The 23,705-nt window shown below is 71.6% G+C and carries 24 protein-coding genes; 12 read left to right on the top strand and 12 right to left on the bottom strand.

Annotation, left to right across the window (positions count from 1 at the left end; translation table 11 throughout):
• Positions 1-119 precede the first annotated feature (119 nt).
• The 3 genes from ACFCY7_RS22165 to ACFCY7_RS22155 all read right to left on the bottom strand — a co-directional run bounded on the left by ACFCY7_RS22165 (position 120) and on the right by ACFCY7_RS22155 (position 3,110).
• Positions 120-1,103: a LuxR C-terminal-related transcriptional regulator gene (locus tag ACFCY7_RS22165; RefSeq protein WP_376487595.1), complete on the bottom strand. Its 984-nt coding sequence runs from the start codon at positions 1,101-1,103 to the stop codon at positions 120-122.
• A gap of 91 nt (positions 1,104-1,194) precedes the next feature.
• The gene (locus ACFCY7_RS22160) at positions 1,195-2,160 is read right to left on the bottom strand and encodes an aldo/keto reductase (RefSeq protein ID WP_376487593.1); all 966 of its coding nucleotides are present in this window, start codon (positions 2,158-2,160) and stop codon (positions 1,195-1,197) included.
• A gap of 185 nt (positions 2,161-2,345) precedes the next feature.
• Positions 2,346-3,110, bottom strand: a complete 765-nt coding sequence (locus tag ACFCY7_RS22155; protein WP_033201233.1) for a GntR family transcriptional regulator — start codon at positions 3,108-3,110, stop codon at positions 2,346-2,348.
• A 452-nt stretch (positions 3,111-3,562) separates the two neighbouring features.
• On the opposite strand from ACFCY7_RS22155, the gene ACFCY7_RS22150 reads away from it, so the two are divergent.
• The 4 genes from ACFCY7_RS22150 (at position 3,563) to ACFCY7_RS22135 (ending at position 8,322) form a co-directional block, all read left to right on the top strand.
• The gene (locus ACFCY7_RS22150; protein ID WP_376487591.1) at positions 3,563-4,840 is read left to right on the top strand and encodes an extracellular solute-binding protein; all 1,278 of its coding nucleotides are present in this window, start codon (positions 3,563-3,565) and stop codon (positions 4,838-4,840) included.
• A 75-nt stretch (positions 4,841-4,915) separates the two neighbouring features.
• On the top strand, positions 4,916-5,908 hold the full coding sequence (locus tag ACFCY7_RS22145) for a carbohydrate ABC transporter permease (protein WP_376487589.1): 993 nt from the start codon (positions 4,916-4,918) through the stop codon (positions 5,906-5,908).
• Entirely contained in the window at positions 5,905-6,783 is an 879-nt protein-coding gene (locus tag ACFCY7_RS22140; RefSeq protein ID WP_376487587.1) for a carbohydrate ABC transporter permease, read from the top strand. Before ACFCY7_RS22145 ends, ACFCY7_RS22140 begins: the two co-directional genes overlap by 4 nt.
• A 9-nt stretch (positions 6,784-6,792) precedes the next feature.
• Entirely contained in the window at positions 6,793-8,322 is a 1,530-nt protein-coding gene (locus tag ACFCY7_RS22135; RefSeq protein ID WP_376487585.1) for a glycoside hydrolase family 3 protein, read from the top strand.
• An 87-nt stretch (positions 8,323-8,409) separates the two neighbouring features.
• On the opposite strand, the gene nagB is transcribed toward ACFCY7_RS22135, so the two are convergent.
• Positions 8,410-9,195, bottom strand: a complete 786-nt coding sequence (nagB, locus tag ACFCY7_RS22130) for a glucosamine-6-phosphate deaminase (RefSeq protein ID WP_376487583.1) — start codon at positions 9,193-9,195, stop codon at positions 8,410-8,412.
• Between the two features lie 570 nt (positions 9,196-9,765).
• Here nagB and ACFCY7_RS22125 point away from each other — a divergent pair.
• Positions 9,766-11,232 carry a sensor histidine kinase gene (locus tag ACFCY7_RS22125; protein ID WP_376487582.1) on the top strand — a complete coding sequence of 489 codons (1,467 nt, stop codon included), beginning with the start codon at positions 9,766-9,768 and terminating at the stop codon, positions 11,230-11,232.
• A gap of 150 nt (positions 11,233-11,382) precedes the next feature.
• On the opposite strand, the gene ACFCY7_RS22120 is transcribed toward ACFCY7_RS22125, so the two are convergent.
• Together ACFCY7_RS22120 and ACFCY7_RS22115 are read right to left on the bottom strand one after the other, a co-directional pair.
• On the bottom strand, positions 11,383-11,640 hold the full coding sequence (locus ACFCY7_RS22120) for a WhiB family transcriptional regulator (RefSeq protein WP_003953983.1): 258 nt from the start codon (positions 11,638-11,640) through the stop codon (positions 11,383-11,385).
• A gap of 317 nt (positions 11,641-11,957) precedes the next feature.
• The gene (locus ACFCY7_RS22115; protein ID WP_376487580.1) at positions 11,958-12,926 is read right to left on the bottom strand and encodes a diacylglycerol/lipid kinase family protein; all 969 of its coding nucleotides are present in this window, start codon (positions 12,924-12,926) and stop codon (positions 11,958-11,960) included.
• Positions 12,927-13,104: 178 nt separating this feature from the next.
• On the opposite strand from ACFCY7_RS22115, the gene ACFCY7_RS22110 reads away from it, so the two are divergent.
• The gene (locus ACFCY7_RS22110; protein ID WP_376487578.1) at positions 13,105-13,524 is read left to right on the top strand and encodes a hypothetical protein; all 420 of its coding nucleotides are present in this window, start codon (positions 13,105-13,107) and stop codon (positions 13,522-13,524) included.
• 10 nt (positions 13,525-13,534) lie between these two features.
• Here ACFCY7_RS22110 and ACFCY7_RS22105 read toward each other — a convergent pair whose 3' ends face one another.
• The 3 genes from ACFCY7_RS22105 to ACFCY7_RS22095 all read right to left on the bottom strand — a co-directional run bounded on the left by ACFCY7_RS22105 (position 13,535) and on the right by ACFCY7_RS22095 (position 15,559).
• Positions 13,535-14,563: an RNA polymerase sigma factor SigF gene (locus ACFCY7_RS22105; protein ID WP_376487577.1), complete on the bottom strand. Its 1,029-nt coding sequence runs from the start codon at positions 14,561-14,563 to the stop codon at positions 13,535-13,537.
• Entirely contained in the window at positions 14,560-14,973 is a 414-nt protein-coding gene (locus ACFCY7_RS22100) for an anti-sigma regulatory factor (RefSeq protein ID WP_019889334.1), read from the bottom strand. The genes ACFCY7_RS22105 and ACFCY7_RS22100 overlap by 4 nt, the downstream gene beginning before the upstream one ends.
• 325 nt (positions 14,974-15,298) lie before the next feature.
• Positions 15,299-15,559, bottom strand: a complete 261-nt coding sequence (locus ACFCY7_RS22095; protein WP_376487575.1) for a UBP-type zinc finger domain-containing protein — start codon at positions 15,557-15,559, stop codon at positions 15,299-15,301.
• Between the two features lie 39 nt (positions 15,560-15,598).
• Between ACFCY7_RS22095 and ACFCY7_RS22090 the strand changes: the two genes are divergently transcribed.
• Positions 15,599-17,191, top strand: coding sequence for a Na+/H+ antiporter (locus tag ACFCY7_RS22090; RefSeq protein ID WP_376487573.1), 1,593 nt, complete (start codon positions 15,599-15,601; stop codon positions 17,189-17,191).
• 91 nt (positions 17,192-17,282) lie between these two features.
• On the opposite strand, the gene ACFCY7_RS22085 is transcribed toward ACFCY7_RS22090, so the two are convergent.
• Positions 17,283-18,173: a 1-aminocyclopropane-1-carboxylate deaminase/D-cysteine desulfhydrase gene (locus ACFCY7_RS22085; RefSeq protein WP_376487571.1), complete on the bottom strand. Its 891-nt coding sequence runs from the start codon at positions 18,171-18,173 to the stop codon at positions 17,283-17,285.
• 28 nt (positions 18,174-18,201) lie between these two features.
• Complete coding sequence (locus tag ACFCY7_RS22080) at positions 18,202-18,792, bottom strand: N-acetylmuramoyl-L-alanine amidase (RefSeq protein ID WP_376487569.1); 591 nt, start codon at positions 18,790-18,792, stop codon at positions 18,202-18,204.
• Between the two features lie 254 nt (positions 18,793-19,046).
• Between ACFCY7_RS22080 and ACFCY7_RS22075 the strand changes: the two genes are divergently transcribed.
• Positions 19,047-20,462, top strand: coding sequence for a family 2B encapsulin nanocompartment shell protein (locus tag ACFCY7_RS22075; RefSeq protein ID WP_376487567.1), 1,416 nt, complete (start codon positions 19,047-19,049; stop codon positions 20,460-20,462).
• 93 nt (positions 20,463-20,555) lie between these two features.
• Complete coding sequence (locus ACFCY7_RS22070; protein ID WP_376487627.1) at positions 20,556-21,599, top strand: family 2 encapsulin nanocompartment cargo protein polyprenyl transferase; 1,044 nt, start codon at positions 20,556-20,558, stop codon at positions 21,597-21,599.
• A 16-nt stretch (positions 21,600-21,615) separates the two neighbouring features.
• Here the strand turns inward: ACFCY7_RS22070 and ACFCY7_RS22065 are convergent, their stop codons facing one another.
• A complete protein-coding gene (locus ACFCY7_RS22065; protein WP_376487565.1) occupies positions 21,616-22,191 on the bottom strand; it encodes a TetR/AcrR family transcriptional regulator in 576 nt (191 codons plus the stop codon).
• 126 nt (positions 22,192-22,317) lie between these two features.
• Here ACFCY7_RS22065 and ACFCY7_RS22060 point away from each other — a divergent pair, with 126 nt between their 5' ends.
• The 3 genes from ACFCY7_RS22060 to ACFCY7_RS22050 are packed head-to-tail and all read left to right on the top strand — an operon-like array spanning position 22,318 to position 23,658.
• On the top strand, positions 22,318-22,899 hold the full coding sequence (locus tag ACFCY7_RS22060) for a dihydrofolate reductase family protein (protein WP_376487564.1): 582 nt from the start codon (positions 22,318-22,320) through the stop codon (positions 22,897-22,899).
• Positions 22,900-22,941: 42 nt separating this feature from the next.
• Complete coding sequence (locus ACFCY7_RS22055) at positions 22,942-23,181, top strand: hypothetical protein (RefSeq protein WP_376487562.1); 240 nt, start codon at positions 22,942-22,944, stop codon at positions 23,179-23,181.
• 42 nt (positions 23,182-23,223) lie between these two features.
• Positions 23,224-23,658, top strand: a complete 435-nt coding sequence (locus tag ACFCY7_RS22050; RefSeq protein ID WP_376487561.1) for a DUF6304 family protein — start codon at positions 23,224-23,226, stop codon at positions 23,656-23,658.
• Positions 23,659-23,705 lie beyond the last annotated feature (47 nt).

The following is a 23,705-nucleotide window of genomic DNA, read 5'->3' as shown; positions in this document are numbered from 1 at the left end:
CCGTCCCCTCGCTGACCACCTCGGTAATGGTGGGGAAATCTAGGGGACGGTTTCGCCGCAGGGAACCCCTGTCCGCATAACGGAATTGACTCTTCGGAATCCCGCACGGAGGGCCGTCCTCACAGCCATCCCTCCTTGGCCGCCCGGACGCCCGCCTCGAAACGGCTGCGCGCGCCGAGCCGGTTCATCAGGTCCGAGCTCATCCGGCGCACGGTCCGCAGCGAGATCCCGAGCCGCCGGGCCGCGACGTCGTCGGTGCAGCCGATGCCGAGGAGCAGCAGCAACTCCCGCTCCTGCGGGGAGAGGTCGTGCGCGTCGCGGCGCGGGGCCTCGCCGAACGGGGTGCCCGACTCCCACAGCCGGTCGAAGAGCACCACGAGCGCGTGGACCAGGCCGGGGCTGCGCACTTCGAGGGCTCCGGCGCGCCCGTCCCGCGGGTCGACCGGGACGAGCGCGGCCTCGCGGTCGACGATCACCATGAGCATCGGGACGACGGGGACGGTCCTGGCCTCGCCGCCGAGGTCGCTGTACCAGCGCACGTACTCGACGGTCGGCGGGTCGTTGCGGAAGCTCTCCTGGTAGATCGACCGGATCCGCACCCCGCGTTCCAGGGCGAGTTGGTCGAGGGGGCGGCTCGCGTCCATCGTGTCGGGGAGTTGGGCCCCGCCGGCGAGCAGCGAGAGGCATTCGGAGCGGGCGTTGGCGGCCAGGTCCTCCAGGCGCTCGCGGACGGTGTCGAGGCCGGTGATGCGGTCCACCAGGTCGTGCCGGACGCCGGCCGCGGGGCCTTCGCCGTACGAGGCGAGGATGCCGGCGACCGCGCGGCCCGCCTGCTCGAACCGCCGCCTGCTGCGGCCCAGTTCGGCCTCGGCGCGGGAGAGCAGGAACGAGAAGCCGACGTCCGGGGTGAGGGGTTCGGCCGTGCCGGAGGCGTCGTCGACGCGGACGAGCTTGAGTTCCGCGAGCCGGTCGAGCGCCTCGCGCACCTCGGGTTCGGGGCGGCCGAGACCGTCCGCGAGTTCCGGCGCGCCGCACCCGGGCCGCTCCAGGAGCAGCCGGTAGACGGCCTCCGCCGGCTCCTGTATGCCGAGCGCCTCCAGCATCCGGCGCCTCCCCCTCGTCGCTGGCCGTGCCGCGAGTGATCGTAGAGGGGGACAGGCGTCGAGGTCTAGACCAATGCCGGTGCGGTGGTGGTCAGTCGACCCCGTCGAGCCGCCGCCTGACCGCGTCGTCGAGCCGAACGCCCACCGCGTCCAGCGACTCGTCCAGCTGGCCCACCGAGCTCGCCCCGACCACCGGCAGCACCGGGAGCCCGCCGCCCAGCGCCCAGGCCAGCACCACCTGGTTCGCGGTCAGGCCCAGCTCCTTCGCCACCTCGGCCAGCACCGCGAGCCGCCGCCCCGAACCCTCGTGCCGGTACTGCTCGGGTATCTCCTTGCGCGGATCGGTGTACGCCCCGGTCAGCTGCGTCGTGTACGCCACGAAGCTCAGCTCGGGCCGGGTCCCCAGATAGTCGAGGAGCTCCTCCGACGCGTGCGGGTTCACCCCGAACTCCGCCCCCGGGCGCGGCCGCAGGTACGTGTACCGCTGCTGCACGGCCGCGTAGTCCGGCACCCCGGACGCCACCGCCGCGCCCCGCGACTCCTCGATCCGCCAGGCCGCGAAGTTGGAGCAGCCCGCCCGGCCGACCTTCCCGGCCGCCACCAGCTCGCCGAAGGCGCCCATCGTCTCCGCGACCGGCGTCGTCCGGTCGTCGATGTGCGCGTAGTAGAGGTCGATCCGGTCCGTGCCCAGGTTCCGCAGGCTCTCCTCCACCTGGCGGCGGAGCACCGGCGCGGAGAGCCCCTCCGCGCACTCCGGCCAGGCCGATCCCGGCGGGTCCGGCAGCGCGCCGACCTTGGTGGCGAGCACCATCTCGTCCCGTACGCCCCGACTGGCGAGCCACCGGCCGATGACGCGTTCGCTCTCGGCGCCGGTCGCGCCGGGCTCCCAGAAGGCGTACGTGTTCGCGGTGTCGATGAACGTCCCGCCGGCCTCGCGGAAGCGGTCGAGGACGGCGAAGGCCGCGGCCTCGTCGATCCGGGTGCCGAACGGCAGGGTGCCCAGGCAGAGGGCGCTCACTCGCGGGCCGGACGGGCCCCCGAGGGTGGTGTACTCCATGGTCGTCTCCTCGTGTGCGGAGCTCAAGGCTGTCGCCGTCGAGCCCGCGCTGTCATCGAGGAGCGGGTGGCACGCTCCGCCCGGTCGTTTGGTGCCGCCGCCCCGGTGGACCGGGGCGGCGGGCTGACCTGCGGCGCGGCGGAGGTGTCACGTTCCGGCCGGGCGGAAGCTGCCAGGGCCCGGACTCAGCCGTTGGGGCGCTGGAGGCGGGCGACGAACTTGTACCGGTCGCCGCGGTACACCGAGCGCACCCACTCCACCGGCTCGCCCTGGCCGTCGAGGGAGTGGCGGGAGAGCATCAGCATCGGCAGTCCGACGTCCGTGCCGAGCAGTCCGGCCTCGCGCGGGGTGGCGAGGGAGGTCTCGATGGTCTCCTCCGCCTCGGCGAGGTGCACGTCGTACACCTCGGCGAGCGCGGTGTAGAGGGAGGTGTACTTCACCAGGGACCGGCGCAGCGCGGGGAAGCGCTTCGCCGACAGGTGGGTGGTCTCGATGGCCATCGGCTCGCCGCTCGCCAGCCGCAGCCGCTCGATGCGCAGGACGCGGCCGCCGGTGGAGATGTCGAGCAGGCCGGCGAGCGTGTCGTCCGCGGTCACGTACCCGATGTCGAGGAGCTGCGAGGTCGGCTCCAGGCCCTGGGCCCGCATGTCCTCGGTGTACGAGGTGAGTTGAAGGGCCTGGGAGACCTTGGGCTTGGCGACGAAGGTGCCCTTGCCCTGGATGCGCTCCAGGCGCCCTTCGACGACCAGCTCCTGAAGGGCCTGGCGCACGGTGGTCCGCGAGGTGTCGAACTCGGCGGCCAAGGTGCGCTCCGGCGGCACCGGCGTGCCGGGCGGGAGGGTCTCCGTCATGTCGAGCAGGTGACGCTTCAGCCGGTAGTACTTGGGCACGCGCGCGGTGCGGGTGACTGCCCCGCCCTCTGTCTCTGTGCCGCCCGCGTCCGTGGCCATGGCCTGCCTTCCCGACTCCTGTGCTGCTGCCGTCACCGGCTCCTCCGTCTGTCGCGGCTCACATGGTGGCACGCTTCGTGTGCCCTCACTGTTTCTCCTGCCGATATGTGCCGGTTCGGCGAGGAGGAGTCGTTCCCTGCCTCTTATACACCGAGGAGTCCCTCGTTGGTCTAGGCCATTCAGGCCGAGAGGTGGGGGCCTCTTTCCAGGGTCCTCCACCCGCCTCCCGCGTGCCGTCCCGGGTCTCCCGCGCGCCGCGCCGGGGGTGAGGTGTCGGTCCGATAACGGACGCCACTACCCGTCTTACACACTCTTGACACCCCAAAAGGTCTAGGCCAAGCTCCGGGTACTGGTCTAAACCATTAAAGACCAGGTCCCAGCCCCACGAGCACTACCCGACGTATGTCTTCGCGCGGTGGGCAGGGGTTGCAGGCATCCCTGAGGAGGGTGGCGTGAAGCGCAAGCTCATCGCGGCGATCGGCGTCGCGGGCATGATGGTTTCGATCGCGGCGTGTGGGGGCTCCGACAAGTCCGGAGACAACGCCGGCGGAGACGCCAAGGAGCTCACCGTCTGGCTGACGGTCGACGCCCAGAACAACTGGCCCGAGCTGGTCAAGGCCGCCGACGACGCGGTGACCAAGAAGCACCCGGGCATCAAGATCAAGCACGAGTACTACGGCTGGCCGGACAAGAACACCAAGCTCGACGCGGTGCTCGCCACGGACAAGGCCCCGGATGTTGTCGAAATGGGCAACACCGAGATGATCAGCTACATGGCCAAGGGTGCCTTCGCCGAGGTCGACGCGTCGAAGTTCGCGAACTCCGACAAGTGGCTCGACGCCCTCAAGGACTCGGTCACCTACAACGGCAAGACCTACGGCGTCCCCTACTACGCCGGTGGCCGCGTCGGCACCTGGCGCAAGGACGTCGCCGCCGAGGCGGGCGTCAAGGCCGCCCCGAAGACCTGGGCCGAGCTGACCGCCGCCCTCGACGCCATCCAGGCGAAGAAGGGCGACAAGTTCAGCGCCTGGTACCAGCCGTCGCCCGACTGGTACGCCGCGATGTCCTTCGTCTTCGACGCCGGCGGCTCCATCGCCAAGCAGGACGGCGAGACCTGGAAGGCGAACCTCTCCTCGCCCGAGTCCGTCAAGGGCCTCACCGAGTACAAGAACATCCTCGACAAGTACATGCACGGCGACAAGACGAAGGACGAGTCCGACCGTCCCGTCGTCTTCGGCCAGGGCAAGTCCGCCACGATCTTCGCCGCCGGCTGGGAGGGCGCCACCGCCGCCGACCCGAAGTCCGACAAGGTCGGCGGGCTGAAGGACAAGCTCGAGAACTTCGTGATGCCCGGCCCGAACGGCAAGCCCCTCCCGGTCTTCCTCGGCGGCTCCGACCTGGCCATCCCGGTCAAGTCCAAGGCGCAGGGCGTCGCCGGCGAGTGGATCGCCGCCTTCACCGGCGCCGAGGGCCAGAAGGGCCTCATCGCCAAGGGCAACCTGCCGAACAACAAGGCAGACCTCGCCCCGCTGAAGACCGACCCGGCCACCGCCGTCGCGGCCACCGCCGCCGAGTCGAGCTACTTCGTCCCGACCGCTCCGGGCTGGGGCCAGGTCGAGAAGGCCCAGATCCTCAAGACGATGCTCATCGACATCGCCAAGGGCAAGTCCGTCGAGGAGGCCGCCAAGGCCGCCGACACCGCGATCGACAAGGTCATCAACACCAAGTGACCTACGGGCAGGGCCCCGTCGCCACGACGGGGCCCTGCCGCCCGTACCACGAGAGGGATCGCTGAGGAGCACGGGATGAGTGCCGCAGACACAACCACCGCGAAGGTGCCGCCGGTGCGGCAATCGCCACCCTCCGGCTCCACAGCCGGTGGCCCGGGGAAGCCCGGCAAGAAGTCGAACGGCGGGGCGGGCGTCCCATGGCTGCTGCTCGCGCCATGCCTCCTCGTCCTGCTCCTGGTGCTGGGCTATCCGCTGGTCCGCCTGGTCGCCCTCTCGTTCCAGAAGTTCGGCCAGCCCCAGCTGTGGGGCTTCCAGGAAGCGGAGTCGGCCGGCTTCGACAACTTCACCAAGATCCTCGGTGACGGCGAGTTCTGGGCCGTCGTCCTGCGCACCGTGATCTTCGCGGCCGGCGCCGTGATCGTCACCATGGTCCTCGGCATGATGATCGCCCTGCTGCTGCAGCGCGTCTCCGGCTGGGTCAAGGCGCTGATCAACATCGTGCTCGTGGCGAGCTGGGGCATGCCCATCATCGTCGCCACCGCCATCTTCAAGTGGCTCTTCGACGCCGACTACGGCGTGCTGAACTGGCTGCTCAGCCGCATACCCGGCGTCGACATGATCGGCCACAACTGGTTCGCCAGCGGCCCGCAGGGCCTCGCCGTGATCATGCTGCTCGTCGTCTGGGGCGCCGTCCCCTTCGTGGTGATCACCCTGAGCGCCGGCCTCACGCAGGTCCCCAAGGAGCTCGAAGAGGCCGCCCGTCTCGACGGAGCCGGCGCCTGGGGCGTCTTCCGCTTCGTCACCCTGCCCATCCTCAAGCCCATCATCGTCATGCTGACCACGCTGTCGGTGATCTGGGACATGGGTGTCTTCCCGCAGGTCTACGTGATGCGCAACGGCCACCCGGAACCCGAGTTCCAGCTGCTCACCACGTACTCCTTCGACCGGGCGTTCGTCGTCAACGACTACGGCACCGGCTCCGCGATCGCGCTCGTCACGGTCCTGCTGCTGCTCGGCGTCGTCGCCGTCTACATGCGCCAGATGCTCAAGATCGGAGATGTGGAGTGAGCGCCGCCAACGCCACGGCAGCCCCGGCCAAGTCGCCGGCGCCGGCCGTCACCCACCGCCGCAAGTCCAAGCTCGGCTGGAACCTCCTCGGCCTGCTCGTCGTCTTCACGGCCGGTTTCCCGGTCTACTGGATGATCAACACGGCCTTCAAGCCGGCCAAGGACGCGATCGACCCGGACCCGCACTTCTTCCCGTCGACCTTCACGCTCGAGAACTTCAAGCGCGCCCTGGAGATCGCCGACTTCTGGGGCCCGGTCCTCCGCAGCCTCGTCGTCTCGCTCGTCGTGGTCGTCATCGGCATCGCGGTCGGCCTGCTCGCCGCCCTCGCGATCTCCCGCTTCGCCTTCCGCGGCCGCAAGATCGTGATCGTCGGCATCCTCGCGGTCCAGATGGTCCCGCTGGTCGCCATGATCATCCCGGTCTTCCTGCTGCTCAACGACCTCGGCCAGTACGACCGGCTCAGCGGCCTGATCATCACCTACCTGACCTTCATCCTCCCCTTCACGGTGTGGACGCTGCGCGGCTTCATCGTCAACATCCCGAAGGAGCTGGAGGAGGCGGCCATGGTCGACGGCTGCACCCGCACCGGCGCCTTCATCCGGGTCGTCTTCCCGCTGCTCGCGCCCGGCATGGTGGCCACCTCCGTCTACGGCTTCATCCAGGCGTGGAACGAGTACCTCTACGCCCTGATGCTGATGAGCCAGCAGAACCAGACGGCCACCGTCTGGCTCAGCAACTTCATCACCAAGAACGGCACCGAGTACGCCCCGATGATGGCCGGCTCCACGATGATGGCCGTCCCCATCGTGATCCTCTTCCTGCTCGTCCAGCGCAAGATGGCCGCCGGCCTGACGGCCGGCGCGGTGAAGGGATAACCGAGCCCCATGACCACTCTCGTACACGGCTCGGACACCCTGACGCGTGACGCGCTCACGGTCCTCCAGCCCGGCTTCGTCGGCACCACCGCACCCGACTGGCTGCTCCGCCGCATCGGCGAGGGCCTGTCGTCGGTCGGCCTCTTCGGCCGGAACATCGTCAGCCCCGGGCAGCTCGCGGCGCTCACCGCGCAGCTGAGGGCCGAGCGGGACGACGTCCTCGTCGCCATCGACGAGGAGGGCGGGGACGTCACCCGCCTGGAGGTCAAGGAAGGCTCGTCCTTCCCCGGCAACTACGCCCTGGGCAGCGTCGACGACGTCGAGCTCACCCGGGCCGTCGCCCGCGAGCTGGGCCGCAGGCTCGCCCGGTGCGGCGTCGACCTCAACTGGGCGCCCTCGGCGGACGTCAACTCCAACGTCGAGAACCCGGTCATCGGCGTCCGGTCCTTCGGGCCGGACCCCGACCTGGTGGCCCGGCACACCGTGGCGTACGTCGACGGCCTCCAGGGCGTCGGGGTCGCGGCCTGCACGAAGCACTTCCCCGGACACGGCGACACGAACGTGGATTCCCACGACGCCCTGCCCCGGATCGATGTGGACCTCGCCACACTGCACGTCCGTGAGCTGGTACCTTTCCGCGCCGCCATCGCCGCGGGTACCAAAGCGGTCATGAGTGCGCATATCCTGCTGTCCGCGCTCGACCCGAACCGTCCGGCCACCCTGAGCCCGCAGATCCTCACCGGTCTGCTGCGCCAGGAGCTGGGCTTCGAGGGGCTGATCGTCACCGACGGCATGGAGATGCAGGCCGTCGCCGCGACGTACGGCATCGAGCGTGGATCCGTCCTCGCGATCGCCGCGGGCGCCGACGCCATCTGCGTCGGCGGCGGGCTGTGCGACGAGGACACCGTGCTGCGACTGCGCGACGCGCTGGTCGGTGCGGTACGGACCGGTGAACTGCCCGAGGAGCGGCTGGCCGACGCCGCGGCGCGCGTGCGCGCCCTGGCGGCCTGGACCCAGGCGCACCGGGCGAGGGGCGGGGCTGAGACGGTGTCGGGCGCGGCAGTGCAGGAGGGGACCGCGCCCGGCACCGACATCGGACTCGTCGCGGCCCGCCGGGCCCTCAAGGTGACCCGGGGGGAGCGGCCTCACACGCCGATGACCAGCGCTCCCTTCGTGGCCTCCTTCACGCCCGTCGCGAACTTCGCGGTCGGCGACGAGACGCCCTGGGGCATCGCGGCGGAGCTGGAGCGGCTGCTGCCCGGCACGGAGACCGGCTCGTACGACGAGTCCCGCGCCGTGGACGAGGTCCTCGCCGCCGCGGGGGAGCGGCGGATCGTGGCGGTCGTCCGGGACGTCCACCGGTACCCGTGGATGACCGCGGCCCTGGACGGCCTCCTCGCGGCCCGGCCCGACACCGTCGTGGTCGAGATGGGACTCAACGAGGCGGAGCCCCGCGGGGCGCTGCACATCGCCACGCACGGGGCGGCCCGGGTCTGCGGCCGCGCGGCCGCCGAGGCCGTCGTGGGGACCGGCAGCTGACCGCCGGCTCCGATGCCCTGACGTGAAAGGGGCCCGGCACCTGACCAGGTGCCGGGCCCCTTTCGCACGACCGGGGAGCCGGGAGGCTCAGATGCCCTGCCAGTCGGGCTTGGCGGCGAACGTCTGGCGGAAGTACTCCGCGAGCTTCAGCTTGGACGCGGCGGCCTCGTCGACGACGACCGTGGCGTGCGGGTGCAGCTGGAGGGCGGAGGCCGGCACGAGCGCCGACACCGGTCCCTCGACGGTCTGCGCGACGGCCTCGGCCTTGCCCTCGCCGGTGGCGAGCAGCACCAGGTGGCGGGCCTCCAGGATGGTGCCGATGCCCTGGGTGATGACGTGGTGCGGCACCTGCTCGATGTCGTCGTCGAAGAAGCGCGCGTTGTCCACCCGGGTCTGCTCGGTGAGCGTCTTGATCCGGGTGCGGGAGGCGAGCGAGGAGCACGGCTCGTTGAAGCCGATGTGCCCGTCGGTGCCGATCCCGAGGATCTGCAGGTCCACGCCGCCGGCCTCGGCCAGCGCCTTGTCGTAGGCCTCGCAGGCCGCCTGGACGTCCTCGGCGGAGCCGTCGGGGCCCATGAAGGCGTCCTGGGAGAGGCCGAGCGGCTCGACGACCTGGCGGAGCACGGTGGAGCGGTACGACTCCGGGTGCCCGGCGGGCAGGCCGACGTACTCGTCCAGCTGGGCGATCCGGGCCCGCGAGGGGTCCACGGAACCGGCCGCGACCTGGGCGACAAGGGCGTCGTAGATCGGGATCGGAGTCGAACCCGTGGCCACGCCGAGCAGCGCGTCGGGCTTGCGGCGCAGGAGGTCGGCGATGCCGTCCGCGATGAGCTCGCCGCCCGCCTTGGCGTCCTTGACGATGACAACTTCCACGCTGTGCCTGCCGATCTGGTGAGGGGCGCTGGTGAGGAGCCGTGTGGTATAGACCAATCTAAGGCCAAATCTAGCAGAGGAGGGCCCTTCTCCTCATGCCGTTCCGCCCCGCGGACGCCCACCGCCTTCATCGTCGACCGCACCCGACCCACCGGCCACTCGGATGCCGGCGCGCGCCGCGGGGGGTGGGGGATGGCGGGGACCGGGGGGCGGGGGACGGGGGCGGAAACAGCCCCGGAAACGGCCCCGGAAACACCCGCGGGCCGCGGCGCCTGACGGGACCCTCAGCCCGTCCGGCACCGCAGCCCGGAGTTGCCCGGCCGGGGGTGTGCGGTCCCTCGGCCGTTGTGGGAGGTCTCGACGCAGTCAGGGCAGAGAGCGTCGGGTACCTCGTTCCACCCTCCTGTGCGGGGAGGATGGAGGCTCTGTTGCGTTCATTGTGGACTAGACCATTCTTGTCTGTCCATCCATGGGAACGCGGTGCTTCCGGGGCCATCCTCCAATACGAAGCCCCGGAGATCCAGGTTCACCGCCCCTGAATTCCGCGGGTACGCTCGCATCGTGCCCTCCATGAACGACCTCGTGCGCCAGCACACCGCCCTGAGCGACTCCGACCTCGAGTGGCTCCACCTGCTGGTGTCGGAGTGGCAGCTGCTCTCCGACCTCTCCTTCGCCGACCTCGTCCTCTGGGTTCCGACCCTCGACGGCACGCGGTACGTCTCCGTCGCGCAGATGCGGCCGAACACCGGCCCCACCTCCTACCAGGACGACATGGTCGGCCACCTGGTCCCGCGCGGCCGCCGCCCGCTGCTCGACGCCGCGCTCGACGAGGGCCGGATCGTCCGCGAGGGCGACCCCGAGTGGCGGGAGGAGGTCCCGGTGCGGGTCGAGTCCATCCCCGTGCGCCGCGAGGGCAGGGTCCTCGGCGTCATCGCCCGCAACACCAACCTGCTGACCGTCCGCACCCCCTCCCGCCTGGAGCTCACCTACCTCCAGTCGGCCTCCGACCTCGCCCAGATGATCGCGGCCGGGACCTTCCCCTTCCCGGGCGAGCAGGTCGACATGGACTCCTCGCCCCGGGCCGGCGACGGCCTCGTCCGCCTCGACGCGGAGGGCATCGTCCAGTACGCCTCGCCCAACGCCCTCTCCGCGTACCACCGGCTCGGTCTCGCCGCCGACCTCGTCGGCCAGCACCTCGGCCAGATCACCGCCGAACTCGCCCCTTCCCGGGGTCCGGTGGACGAGGCCCTGGTCACCCTGGCCTCCGGCTACGCGCCGCGCGAGTTCGAGGTCGAGGGCAACGGCGGGGTGATCCAGCTGCGGGCCATCCCCCTCAAGCCCAAGGGCACCCGCATCGGTTCGCTCGTCCTGCTCCGCGACGTCACGGAACTGCGCCGCCGCGAGCGCGAGTTGATCACCAAGGACGCCACCATCCGGGAGATCCACCACCGGGTGAAGAACAACCTCCAGACGGTGGCCGCCCTGCTGCGGCTCCAGTCCCGCCGGATGGACTCGGAAAGCGGCCGCGAGGCGCTCAACGAGGCCGTGCGGCGCGTCGGTTCGATCGCCATCGTCCATGAGACGCTGTCCCAGAACCTGGACGAGCGCGTGGAGTTCGACGAGATCGCCGACCGGGTGATCGCGATGGTCGCCGAGATCTCCCCGGGCAAGGTCACCTGCCGGCGCACCGGCCGCTTCGGCATCCTCGACGCCGAGGTCGCGACCCCGCTCTCGATGGTCCTCACCGAGGTCCTGCAGAACGCGCTGGAGCACGCCTTCGCACAGGGTGAGCAGGGCACCGTCGAGGTGGCCGCCGTGCGCGGCGAGCCCAGGGCCGACGCCCGGCTCCTCATCACGGTCCAGGACGACGGCTGCGGTCTGCCCGAGGGCTTCGACCCGCAGCGGGCCGGCAACCTCGGCCTCCAGATCGTACGGACCCTGGTGGAAGGGGAGTTGGGCGGTTCCTTCGACATGCTCCCGGGTGCCGAGCGCGGCACGAAGGTGGTCCTCGACATTCCCGTGCAGCCGCAGAAGTAGCCGTACGCGCCCGCGAACAGCAGCGAGCCCCGGACCGAAGGGAATCGATCCGGGGCTCGAATGCTGTGGGTTACTGCTGCGCGCTGCGGCTCAAGGGCGGTGATTGCATACGCGATGTATGCGCCGCCTGCCTCAGGCTGTCGGTGGGCGTCAGGCGCTGGCGTTACGCGCCCGGTTGCGAGCGGCACGGCGCTTCATCGCGCGGCGCTCGTCCTCGCTGAGGCCACCCCAGACGCCGGAGTCCTGGCCGGACTCGAGCGCCCACTGCAGGCACTGCTCCATGACGGGGCAGCGGCGGCAGACGGCCTTGGCTTCCTCGATCTGCAGCAGCGCAGGACCGGTGTTGCCGATGGGGAAGAACAGCTCGGGGTCTTCCTCACGACAAACGGCGTTGTGACGCCAGTCCATGGCTGCTACCTCTCTCAGTGTTACGTGCCAGTTGCTTGTGAATGTGAACGCTTTCACGAATCCCCCCGCAAGGGAAGGGCCGACTGCCAGGTGAACTGGTGTGGTCCTGTTGCTGAGGAGGGGTTCTGGCTCTCAGTGGAGGCCGGTCTTGCGGGCCGTCCCGATCGCCAAGAAGAGACTCCCAAACCCCGGCAACGGATACAACCCCTTCCGGAAAGTTTTTTTTGATTCCTCGGTGTCGGCTAGGTCACAGCCGTACTTCTAAGGGGTGGATGCGCGCCTAAACGTTCGAGTGAAAGGACTTTGGGCCCTTCCACTCACACAATCACACGCAGTGCACGGCGTACGCCTGTGAACGTCACGCTCGTACGCAGTCCCAGGTGGTCTCCGTCCATCTGCAGGGGGAGGGGGACCTTCGAATGCAAGGTGAAGTCGGTCAGGTCGTGCAGAGTCACGGCGTGCTTGCCCCGCGGACCCCGTTCCGGGGTCGAGGTGAGCAGCTGAGTGGCGTACCGGGCCACCGCCGGAGTGGACAGACGGCTCAGTCCGAGCACGTCGAGCGCGGTCTCGAAGGAAGCCTCCGGGGACGCGTACACCGGACGATTGCCCAGGTAGGTCCAGGGGGAGGTGTTGCAGATTATGGAGAGGACCAGGTCCTCGACCGGCTCCGCGCCGGGCCGCTCCAGGGTGATCGTCCCGTGCCGGCGGTGCGGCTCCTCAAGGAACTGGCGCGCCACCTGACGCAGATAGAGCGCGTGCGTGGATCTCTTCCCGCGCTCCCGCTGCTGTTCGACCCGGCCGACCACGCCCGCGTCGAAACCGAGCCCGGCGCAGAAGGTGAACCAGCGGGACGGCACCGCCTCGTCCTCGGTGCCCGGCGTTCCCGAGGCCAGACCGAGGCTCACCGTGCGTGCCCGGCGCTCGCGCAGCGCGTCGAGCAGGGCGCCGGTCGCCTCCACGGCGTCGTTCGGCAGTCCGAGCGCGCGGGCGAACACGTTCGTCGAGCCGCCCGGGACGACCGCGAGACCCGGCAGCCGGTCGGGGTCGGGCCCGCCGTGCAGCAGCCCGTTCACCACCTCGTTCACCGTGCCGTCGCCGCCGAGGGCCACGACCAGGTCGATGTTCCCCGCGTCGGCGGCCTGCCTGCCCAGGTCCCGCGCGTGCCCGCGGTACTCGGTGGTGACCGCCTCCAGCTTCATCTCGCTCGCCAGCGCGTGGATGAGCACGTCACGGGTGCGGGCACTGGTGGTGGTGGCTGCCGGGTTGACCACGAGAAGTGCGCGCATGACCGCCAGCGTACCTACCCGGCGGTACCGGGCCCAGCCCAGCCGTGCCTCGCCGTCGGCATCCGGGCCCGGCCCAGCCGTGCCTCACCGTCGGCATCCGGGCCCGGCCCGGGGCCGTCCGGAGGCGCGTGCACCCGGCCCGTCCGACGTCGTGCCCGCCCCGGCTACCCTGCCTTCCATGAGCAGTACGGAGCAGACCCCCCGCCCCACCCGTCTCGCCGCCGCGGCGGCCGTGGCCGGCATCGAGGCCCTCGGGCTCCTCGCAGGGGGCGTGTACATGCTGGTGCACGCCCTGACCGAGAAGACCGGCGACCTCACCGGGGCGCTGACCGGCGCGGTGACCCTCGCCGCACTCGGCCTGATCCCGCTCGCCGCGGCCCGCGGGCTCTGGCTGCGCCGCTCCTGGAGCCGCGGCCCGGCCGTCATCACCCAGATCCTGGCGCTGCCGGTCGCCTGGCAGATGCTCCAGGCGGACAGCGCGATGATCCCGGTCGGCGCCGTCCTCGCCGTCCTGGCCGTCACCGGGCTCGTCCTCCTGGTGAACCCGGCCACGACCGAGGCGCTCGGCATCCGGCGCCCCGGCCAGGACACTCCGTAGGGCCTCGGCCCTACTCCTCCACCAGGAGCTTCTCCCGAAGCGACGCCAGGGTCCGGGCCAGCAGCCGGGACACGTGCATCTGGGAGATGCCGACCTCCTGCGCGATCTGCGACTGGGTCATGTTCCCGAAGAAGCGCAGCAGCAGGATCCGCTTCTCCCGGGGCGGCAGGTCCTCGAGGAGCGGCTTGAGCGACTCGCGGTACTCGACCCCTTCGAGGGCCTCGTCCTCGGCGCCCAGGGTGTCCGCCACCGCCGGCGACTCGTCGTCCGTGTCGGGGACGTCCAGGGAGAGCGTCGAGTAGGCGTTCGCCGACTCCAGCCCCTCCAGGACCTCCTCCTCCGAGATCCCGAGCCGCTCGGCCAGCTCGTGCACGGTCGGTGAGCGGCCGTGCTGCTGGGACAGCTCCGCCGTCGCCGTGGTCAGCGAGAGGCGCAGCTCCTGGAGCCGGCGCGGCACCCGGACCGCCCAGCCCTTGTCGCGGAAATGGCGCTTGATCTCGCCGACGACCGTGGGCGTCGCGTACGTCGAGAACTCGACCCCGCGGTCCGGGTCGAACCGGTCGACCGACTTGATCAGGCCGATGGTCGCCACCTGGGTCAGGTCGTCCAGGGGCTCGCCGCGGTTGCGGAAGCGCCGGGCCAGGTGCTCCACCAGCGGCAGGTGCATCCGCACCAGGCGGTTGCGGAGCTCCGCCTTCTCGGGGGAGCCCTCCGGCAGCTCGCGGAGCTCGAAGAAGAGGGCGCGGGCGCCGCTCCGGTCGTGCGGGTCGGGGACGGCCGGGGCGTCCGGGAGGTCGTCGGCCTCGTCCGCCTCGTCCGCGTCGGCGGCCTGCTCGGCCTTCTCCGCGACCTCGGTCGCACCGCCGGCCTGCTCGCTGCTGGGCGCCGCGGGCGTCCCGGGGGCCTCCGGGACGCCCGGGGTCCCGGGAACCTCGTGGTGCTGCTCGTGCTCGCTCATCTGGTCCGCCCGCTCCATAGCGACCTCATGCGGCCGCGCCTGCTGCTCAGGGATGCCGGCCGTCGCGTCCCCGCTCCTCACGCCGGGCCTGGCCCCGCGCCGCGCTGTTTGTAGAGGCTGATCGAGACCGTACGGTCATCGGCCACCGACGACTCCACCTTTCCGGCCAGTGCCGACAGCACCGTCCAGGCGAAGGTGTCCCGCTCGGGCGCCCGGCCGTCCGTGGTGGGGGCGGACACCGTCACGTCCAGGGAGTCGTCGACCAGCCGGAAGACGCAGCTGAGGACGGACCCCGGCACGGCCTGCTGGAGCAGAATGGCGCAGGCCTCGTCGACCGCGATCCGCAAGTCCTCGATCTCGTCGAGGGTGAAGTCCAAGCGCGCCGCGAGGCCGGCCGTGGCCGTACGCAGCACGGACAGATAGGCACCCGCAGCGGGCAGCCGGACTTCCACGAAGTCCTGGGTCCCGGGCTCGCCTGCGATCTGGGACACCCTCACCTCCAAGGTGGCACAAGCTCATTCGGGGTCCGGGGGGAGAAGCCCCCGAACCGGGCGGTGCGCAGGGGGCTGCGCGGTCCGCCGTGACGCTATCGCGATCGGTCCCGCCGTGTCGCCGTGAGCCCCCTGCCCCCGATCACGCCCGTCACCCATGGTAGGGCCATGGGCGCGGACGGTGGGCAGAGGTCTGCGGGGGCCGAAAGCGAGCGACCGGCGGAGGGAGGTCGTACCCACCCGCGGGGCGGTCGAACCGCGTCCGGCCCGAACCGTGTCCCCGGACGGGCCGTGTGCGGCGGCGCCTCGCGACCCGGACGGGCCGTCAGACGATCGATCCGTCGACGAAGCACCAGCGCCAGGCCTCGCCCGGCTCGAAGGTCCGCATGACCGGGTGGCCGGTCGAGGAGAAGTGCCCCGTCGCGTGCTGCCCCGCCGAGGAGTCGCAGCAGCCGACGTGGCCGCAGCTCAGACAGAGCCGCAGCTGGACCGGGTGCGTGCCGTCCGCCAGGCACTCGGGGCAGGTCTCGGCCAGGGGCACCGGCTCGGGGCGCGGCATTTCGGCAACGTGCGGGCACTCGCTCATGATGGCCAGGTTACGACGAGGCACGGGACGGGGTCGGGCATGGACGCACTGCAGCTGGTCGCACTGGTGGCGGCGAGCACCGCCATCGCGGGGTTCGCCCGCAGGACCCCCGTGCCCGCCCCGCTGCTCCTGGTCGCGGTCGGCCTCGTCGCCTCCTACGTCCCCGGGATGCCGGACTACACGCTCGACCCGCACATCGTGCTGCCGCTGATCCTGCCCCCGCTGCTCTACACGGCCGCGCTGGACTCCTCGTACCTCGACCTGCGGGCCAACATCCGGCCGGTCGCCCTGCTCTCGGTCGGTTACGTCCTCTTCGCCACCGTGGCCGTGGGCTGGCTCGCGTACGTCCTCGTGCCCGACCTGCCGCTGACCGCGGCGCTGGTGCTCGGCGCGGTGATCGCCCCGCCGGACGCGGTGGCCGCCACCGCCATCGCCCGCCGGCTCGGCCTGCCGCACCGGATCACCACGATCCTCCAGGGCGAGTCCCTGGTGAACGACGCCACCGCGATCACCGCGTACAAGGTCGCCCTCGCGGCGGCCGTCGGCGAGGGCATCAGCTGGGCGGGCGGCCTCGGGGAGTTCGCCCTGGCGGCGATCGGCGGCATCAGCGTCGGCCTGGTCCTCATGGTGCCGATCCACTGGCTCCGCTGCCGGCTCGGCGAGGCCCTGCTCCAGAACACCCTGTCCCTCCTCATCCCCTTCGTCGCCTACGCGGCGGCCGAGGAGGTCGGCGCCTCCGGGGTCCTCGCGGTCGTCGTGGTCGGCCTCTTCCTCGGCCACCGGGCGTACCAGGTCGACTTCGCGACCCGGCTCCAGGAGGAGGCCGTCTGGAAGATGGTCGCCTTCGTACTGGAGTCCGCCGTCTTCGCCCTGATCGGCCTCCAGCTGCCGTACGTCGTCCAGGGCCTCGGGCAGTACGGCATCGGCGAGGCGGCCTGGTACGCGGTCGGGGTGTTCGTGGCCGTGGTCGTCGTCCGGTTCGTCTGGGTCTACCCGGCGACCTTCCTGCCCCGGTGGCTCTCGAACCGCGTCCGGGAGCGGGAGCCGGAGGTGGACTGGAAGGCGCCGCTCGTGGTCGGCTGGGCCGGCATGCGCGGGGTGGTCTCCCTCGCCATCGCGTTCTCCATCCCCGTCGTCACCGACGGCGTGGAGTTCCCCGCCCGCAACCTCGTCCTCTTCCTCACCTTCACCACCGTCATCGGCACCCTGGTGGTGCAGGGCCTCACCCTGCCGCCCCTCATCCGGCTCCTGAAGCTCCCCGGACGGGACACGTACACCGAGACGCTGGCCGAGGCGCAGGCCCAGAGCGAGGCCTCCCGGGCCGCCGAGGAGCGCCTCGACGAGCTGCTGGAGGACGAGCGCAACGCCCTGCCGAAGCCCCTCGCCGACCGACTGCGCACCGTCCTCGAACGGCGCCGCAACTCCGTGTGGGAGCGGCTCGGCGCCGTCAACGAGGTCACCGGAGAGAACGCCGACGACACCTACCGGCGGCTCTCGCGCGAGATGATCGACGCCGAGCGTGAGGTCTTCGTACAGCTGCGCGACGCACGCCGCATCGACGACGAGATGATGCGGACCCTGCTCCGCCGCCTCGACCTGGAGGAGGCGGCCGCCTACCGGGAGACGGACTAGCCGGACCCACCCGGCCGACCCCGACCCCGGTCCGACCTCGACCCGGCTCTGTCCTGCCCTGCCCTGCCCGGTCCTGCCCGGGCACCCGCCCTCAGGGCGCGCCCGTGACCACCGCGGCGAGCCGGGTGCCCGCGGGGAACGCGCCCTCTTCCGCGAGCGTCACGAGGCCGTACAGCATTTTGGCCACATACAGCCGCTCGACGGCGAGTCCGTGCCGCGCCTCGAAGTCCTGTGCGAACGCCTCCAGGGCGGGGGACGTGCGCGCGTAGCCCCCGCAGTGGAAGCGCTCGTCGAGGGACCAGTCGCCGCGGGGGCCGCCGAACGCCGCCCGCTGGAGGGCGTCGACCTCGCCGCCCAGGAAGCCGCCCTTCAGGACCGGGACGCCCAGCGCCCGCTGCCCCGGGTCGAGCCCGGCCGCGAGCCCGGCCAGGGTGCCGCCCGTGCCGCAGGCGACCGCGACCGCGTCCACCGCCCCGGAGAGCTCCCGCCCGAGCGCCTCGCACCCCTGGACGGCCAGCGCGTTGCTGCCGCCCTCCGGGACCACGTACGCGCCCGCGGGGGCACGCTCCAGGAGCGCCGCGAGGGTCGCCGGGTCGTTCTTCGCGCGGTACGTGGACCGGTCCACGAACTCCAGCCGCATCCCGTCCGCCGCGCACCGCGCGAGGGACGGGTTGAGCGGGCGCCCGGCCAGCTCGTCGCCGCGCACGACGCCGACCGTGGGGAAGCCGAGCAGCCGGCCGGCGGCGGCCGTCGCCCGCAGGTGGTTGGAGTACGCGCCGCCGAAGGTCAGCACGGGCCGCCCGTCCGCCGCGCGCAGGTTGAGCGCGAGCTTGCGCCACTTGTTGCCCGGCAGGTCGGGGTGGATCAGGTCGTCGCGCTTGAGCAGCAGCGTCACCCCGTGCCGGGCGAAGCGCTCGTCCTCCACCGGCTCCAGGGGCGAGGGGAGCCGGGGCCGCAGGCGGGAGAGGTCGAACGCGTTCACCCGGCCATTCTCGCCGCCCCCTGCGGGGTCAGCGCAGCAGGTCGGCGATCCGCTCCCGCATCGAGGCCATCGTGAAGCCGCGCGGGTCGACCTTCCCCGGCTGCCACTCCAGGTGCCCGATGACCGAGCGGTGCGTCCAGCCGTGCGCCCGGCACACGGCCGCCGCCGCCTTGGCGATGGCCTCCAGCTGGACCTTCGGCCACGGGTCCACGCCGTCCCCGAGGTTCTCGCACTCGAAGCCGTAGAAGTGGCGGTTGCCGTCCGTGGTGGCCTCGTCGTCCGGGGGCAGCCGCCGCTCCGCGATGACCGCCCGGAGCACCTCGTCGTCGCCGAGCCCGGCGTGGTTGGCGCGCCCGTAGCCGACGAGGTGGACCGTGCCGTCCTTGGCGATGACGCCGTGGCAGAGCGGTCCCGGCAGGGCCTGGTGGCCGTCCCGGCAGATCCGTACGGTCGCGGCGGTGCCCCGGGTCACGGTGTGGTGGATCATCACGCCGTGCACCGGGCCCCAGGGGCCCTTGTGGTTGCGGTTGTGGGTGGACCAGTCGCCGACCTGGACGACCGTCAGGCCCTCGTGGCGCAGCGCGCCGAGGAACCTGTTCGCGGTCATGGGTGAGGCCATGACGGACTCCCTTCGGGGGACGGGTGAACTTCCGGAATACCGGACTCCGCCACTCCGTGGCCACCCCGTTCGGGCCGTGTGCGAGCCGATCCGGACAGTGCGTCAGGAGGCCCGTGGGGCTCCGCTGTTCGGATGGAAATCACGTGACATGCCCCGAAGATCGTCGAACAGTCCCACCCGAATGTGTAATGGCGCCGACACGCTCCGTGCTGAAAGGCTTCGTCTCGCAACTCAGTCATACGAGAGGGAGTTCCATGTCCGTTGGTTCGGTTGGCGACGACGTCCGCGCGGAGCAGCAGGCGCCGCAGCAGAGTCTCGGCACCGCCGCCGCGCGGAACCTCGCCACGACCACCAAGTCGGCCCCGCAGATGCAGGAGATCACCTCCCGGTGGCTCCTGCGCGCGCTGCCGTGGGTCCAGGTGCAGGGCGGCACGTACCGGGTGAACCGGAGGCTCAGCTACTCCGTGGGTGACGGCCGCGTCACCTTCGTCCAGACCGGAGAGCGCGTCGCGGTCATCCCCGCCGAACTCGGCGAACTCCCGGCCCTGCGCGGCTACGAGGACGAGGCAGCCCTCACCGAACTGGCGGCCCGCTGCACCCAGCGGGAGTACGCGGCGGGCGAGGTCATCGCCACCGCCGGCGCCCCCACCGACCGCGTGCACCTCCTCGCGCACGGCCGGATCGAGCAGATCGGCGAGGGGCCGTACGGCGACGAGGCCGTCCTCGGCGTCCTCGCCGACGGCGCCTACCTCGGCGAGGCCTCGCTGATCGACGAGGACGCCACCTGGGAGTGGACCGCCCGCGCCGCCACGGCCTGCACGGTCCTCGAACTCACCCGGGACGACGTGCGCAACCTCGCCGACCGCGCCGTCTCCCTCGCCGCGCACCTCGCGACCGTCGCCGCCCTGCCCGACCAGCGCACCAACACCTACGGCGAGGCGGCCATCGACCTCTCCGCCGGCCACGTCGGCGAGGCCGTCGTCCCGCACACGTACGTCGACTACGACGCCTCGCCCCGCGAGTACGAACTGAGCGTCGCCCAGACCGTGCTGAAGGTCCACAGCCGCGTCGCCGACCTGTACAACCAGCCGATGAACCAGACCGAGCAGCAGTTGCGGCTCACGGTCGAGGCGCTCCGCGAGCGCCAGGAGTACGAGCTCGTCAACCACAAGGAGTTCGGCCTCCTCTCCAACTGCGACTACGAGCAGCGGATCCAGCCGCACGACGGAGTCCCCAGCCCCGACGACATGGACGAGCTGCTCTCCCGCCGCCGGGGCTCCAAGCTCTTCCTCGCCCACCCGCGCGCCATCGCCGCCTTCGGCCGCGAGCTCAACAAGCGCGGCCTGGTGCCGGAGACCATCGACGTCAACGGCAACCGGATCCCGACCTGGCGCGGCGTCCCGATCTACCCGTGCAACAAGATCCCGGTGTCCGACGCCCGCACCACCTCGATCATCTGCATGCGTACGGGCGAGGCCGACCAGGGCGTGATCGGTCTGCACCAGACCGGCCTCCCCGACGAGATCGAGCCCAGCCTGTCCGTCCGCTTCATGGGCATCGACGAGCAGGCGATCATCTCGTACCTGGTAACGGCCTACTACTCGGCCGCGGTCCTCGTCCCGGACGCGCTCGGCGTCCTGGAGAACGTCGAGGTCAGCCGCTGGCGGTGAGCCGGCGACGCCCGGGGGCGGGGACCGAACCCTCCCGCCCCCGGGCGTTCCGGGCCCGCCGCCGCGAAGGATGCGAAGGAGGAGACCGTGACCATGACCAGCGCGGATGCCGTCACCGACGGTCAGGGGGCCGTGCGGCTCCTGGACCAGACGCGTACCGCTGTCCATCCCCAACTGCGCTCGACCGTCGAGTCCCTGCCGGGGTCCATACGGCGGGTGGCGATGTACCACTTCGGCTGGGAGCGGGCCGACGGCACCCCGGACGCGGGGCAGGCGGGCAAGGCGATCAGGCCCGCGCTCGTCCTCGCCGCGGCGCGCGCCCTCGGCGCCGAGACGGCCCAGGCCGTGAAGGCCGCGGCCGCGGTGGAGCTCGCGCACAACTTCACCCTGCTCCACGACGACATCGTCGACGAGGACCCCACCCGCAGGCACCGGCCCACCGCGTGGACCGTCTTCGGGATCCCGGACGCCCTCATGGCCGGGGACGCGATGAGCGCGCTGGCCCTGCGGCTGCTCGCCGAGGACCCGCACCCCGCCTCCGCGGCCGCGTCCGCGCGGCTCGCCGCCTGCATCATCGAACTCTGCGCCGGCCAGCAGGCGGACTGCGCCTTCGAGCAGCGCGGCCCCCGCGAGGTCTCCCTCGACGAGTGCCTGGCCATGGCCACCGCCAAGACCGGTGCCCTGCTCGGCTGCTCCTGCGCCCTCGGCGCGCTCTACGCGGGCGCGGGCGAGGAGGAGGTCGCGGCGATGGACGCCTTCGGCCGGGAGGCCGGGCTCGCCTTCCAGCTGATCGACGACCTCATCGGCATCTGGGGCGACCCGGACCGCACGGGCAAGCCGGCCGGCGCCGACCTCGCCGCCCACAAGAAGTCGCTTCCCGTGGTGGCGGCGCTGACTTCGGGCACCCCGGCCGGGGACGAGCTGGCCGAGCTCTACTCCCGTCCGACCCTGGACGCGGCGGCGGTACGGGCCGCGGCGGACGCGGTGGAGCGGGCCGGCGGGCGCGACTGGGCGCAGGCCCAGGCGGCCGAGCGGATGGGCCGCGCGGTCGAGTACCTGGCCCAGGCGGTGCCGGACCTGGCGGCCGCCGGGGACCTGCTCGCCCTCGCGGAGTTCGTCACGCGGCGCACGCGCTGATCCCGGGCGCGGCCGGTCAGGCCGCGGGGACGATCCGGGTGACCACGGTCTCGATCAGGTCGTCCAGGTCCCGGTCGCCGTGGAGTTCGGGGACCGTGAAGTGGTCGAGCAGCAGCCCGGTGAGCGCGAAGTAGAGCAGCCGGACCGTGTCCGCGTCCCCGGGCATCCCGGCGGCGAGGTGCCCGCGGATGTTCTCGTCGAGGTCGGAGCGGAGCACCTTGGTGAGTTGGGTCCGCAGCTCGGGGCGGCGGACGGCTTCGAGCCGGAGCTCGAAGAGCCCGAGGTAGCAGGTGCGCTCGGCGGCGAGGCGCCGGGCGATCCAGCGCATCAGTTCGAGCACCAGTTCCCGGCTGGGCGCGGGCCGCATGGCGGCCTCGGCGTCGCCCGGGGCCGGGGTCAGTCGGACGAAGATCCGGTCGCCGACCTGGGAGAGCAGCTGGTCCCGGTCGGGGAAGTAGTTGGACGAGGTGCCCGTGGGGACCCCCGCCCGGGCGTCGACCGCCCGGAAGGTCAGCCCGCGGGCACCTTCGTCCGCCAGCACCTCGATCGCGGCGTCGAGCAGTGCCGTACGGCGTTCCGGGTTTCTCGCCACGTCGGGCTCCCTCGTGTCCTGAATGCGTTCTCTTCGAAAATAGGCCTTGCGCAACCACTACAGGTGAAGCACTATAACTGTCGTGGTTGCAGACGCGGCCACGTCATCCACCCGAAGAGGACCGGTTTGCGCAAGCTCACGTACTACATCGCCTGCACCATCGACGGCTTCATCGGCGACCCCGAGGGCGACGCCACGTCGATGTACAAGTTCACCGAGGGCCCGTACATGCAGTGGATGGGCACCGAGTACCCCGAGACCATCCCGACGCAGGGGCGCGAGATGCTCGGGATCGACAGTGAGAACAGGCACTTCGACACCATCGTGCAGGGCAGGGCGTCGTACCAGCTCGCCCTGGACATCGGCGTCACCAGCCCGTACAGCCACCTGCGCGAGTTCGTCGCCACCCGCTCGCTGACCGAGACGCCCCACCCCGACGTCGAGCTGATCGCCGACGACCTCGTCGGCCGCGTCCGCGAGCTCAAGGCCGAGGACAGCCCCCTGGGCATCTACCTCTGCGGCGGCTCCACCATCGCCGGCGAGCTCATCGAGGAGATCGACGAACTGGTCATCAAGACGTACCCGCAGGTCTACGGCAGCGGCATGCCGATGTTCGGCGCCGGCTTCGAGCCCCGCGACTTCGAACTCGGCGACGTCCGCGCCTTCGAGAACGGCGTGCTCGTCCGTACGTACACCAGGAAGCGCTGACGGCGGGAAGCGCTCCGGCGCGGGGCGACCTACCCTGGAGGCATGGGTGACGAGGTGCCTCGCACGACGCGGGACCCCCGGTCCGAGCCGAAGTGCCCGGCCTGCGGTCGGACGCGTGCCGTCATGGCCACCCGGCACAAGGTCCTCGGGGCCTGGGTGCCGGAATGGGAAGTGCAGCCCTGCCGCAACCCCGACTGCGTGCTGTACGAGGGTGCGGAAGCCGCGAGCACGCACGTGACCGGCAAGAACGGCGAGATCGGGAGAAGTCCGGCCACCGGGTGACCGGACGCGCGCCGGAGCCGGTCGGACAGCTACAGTCCGCGCATGTCATCGGAGTCGACAGAAGTCTGGACCGGCTGGTACCGGGACCGCAGCGGCGCGGAAGCGATCGTCATCACGGCCGACGGGCGGCACGTCGCCACCCGGATCAGGGGGGTCGAGTACACCGGCGAGAGCTTCGCCGTGCTGAGCGCCGCCGGCGAGGGCGCGGCCGGCCGGAGCGGGCACGCCCTCACCGGGTGCGTCCTGGAGTGGGACCTTCCGCTCCCCGTCCTCCTGGACGGCGCCACCCAGCAGGCCACCCTCGCCTGCCTCCTGACGCTCGGTGAGCGCGCGGACCTCAGCCTGACGCTGCACTACGGTGGAGCCGCCTTCGAGGCGTGCGTCGCCGGAGGCGACTTCGACGGGGCGCTCGACCGGGTCAAGCGCCAGCTGCCGCCCGGTGCGGACTTCGGCCGCCGGCTCCTCCAGACGGCCTGACGGCGCCGGTACACGGCGGAAGAACGGACGGAACGGCGGCGCCCCCT

This window comes from Streptomyces sp. NPDC056361, assembly GCF_042262805.1.
In the GTDB taxonomy this organism is placed as follows: Bacteria; Actinomycetota; Actinomycetes; order Streptomycetales; family Streptomycetaceae; genus Streptomyces.
Note: the sequence above shows the minus strand (reverse complement) of the source record. Positions and strands in the feature narration are given on the sequence as shown.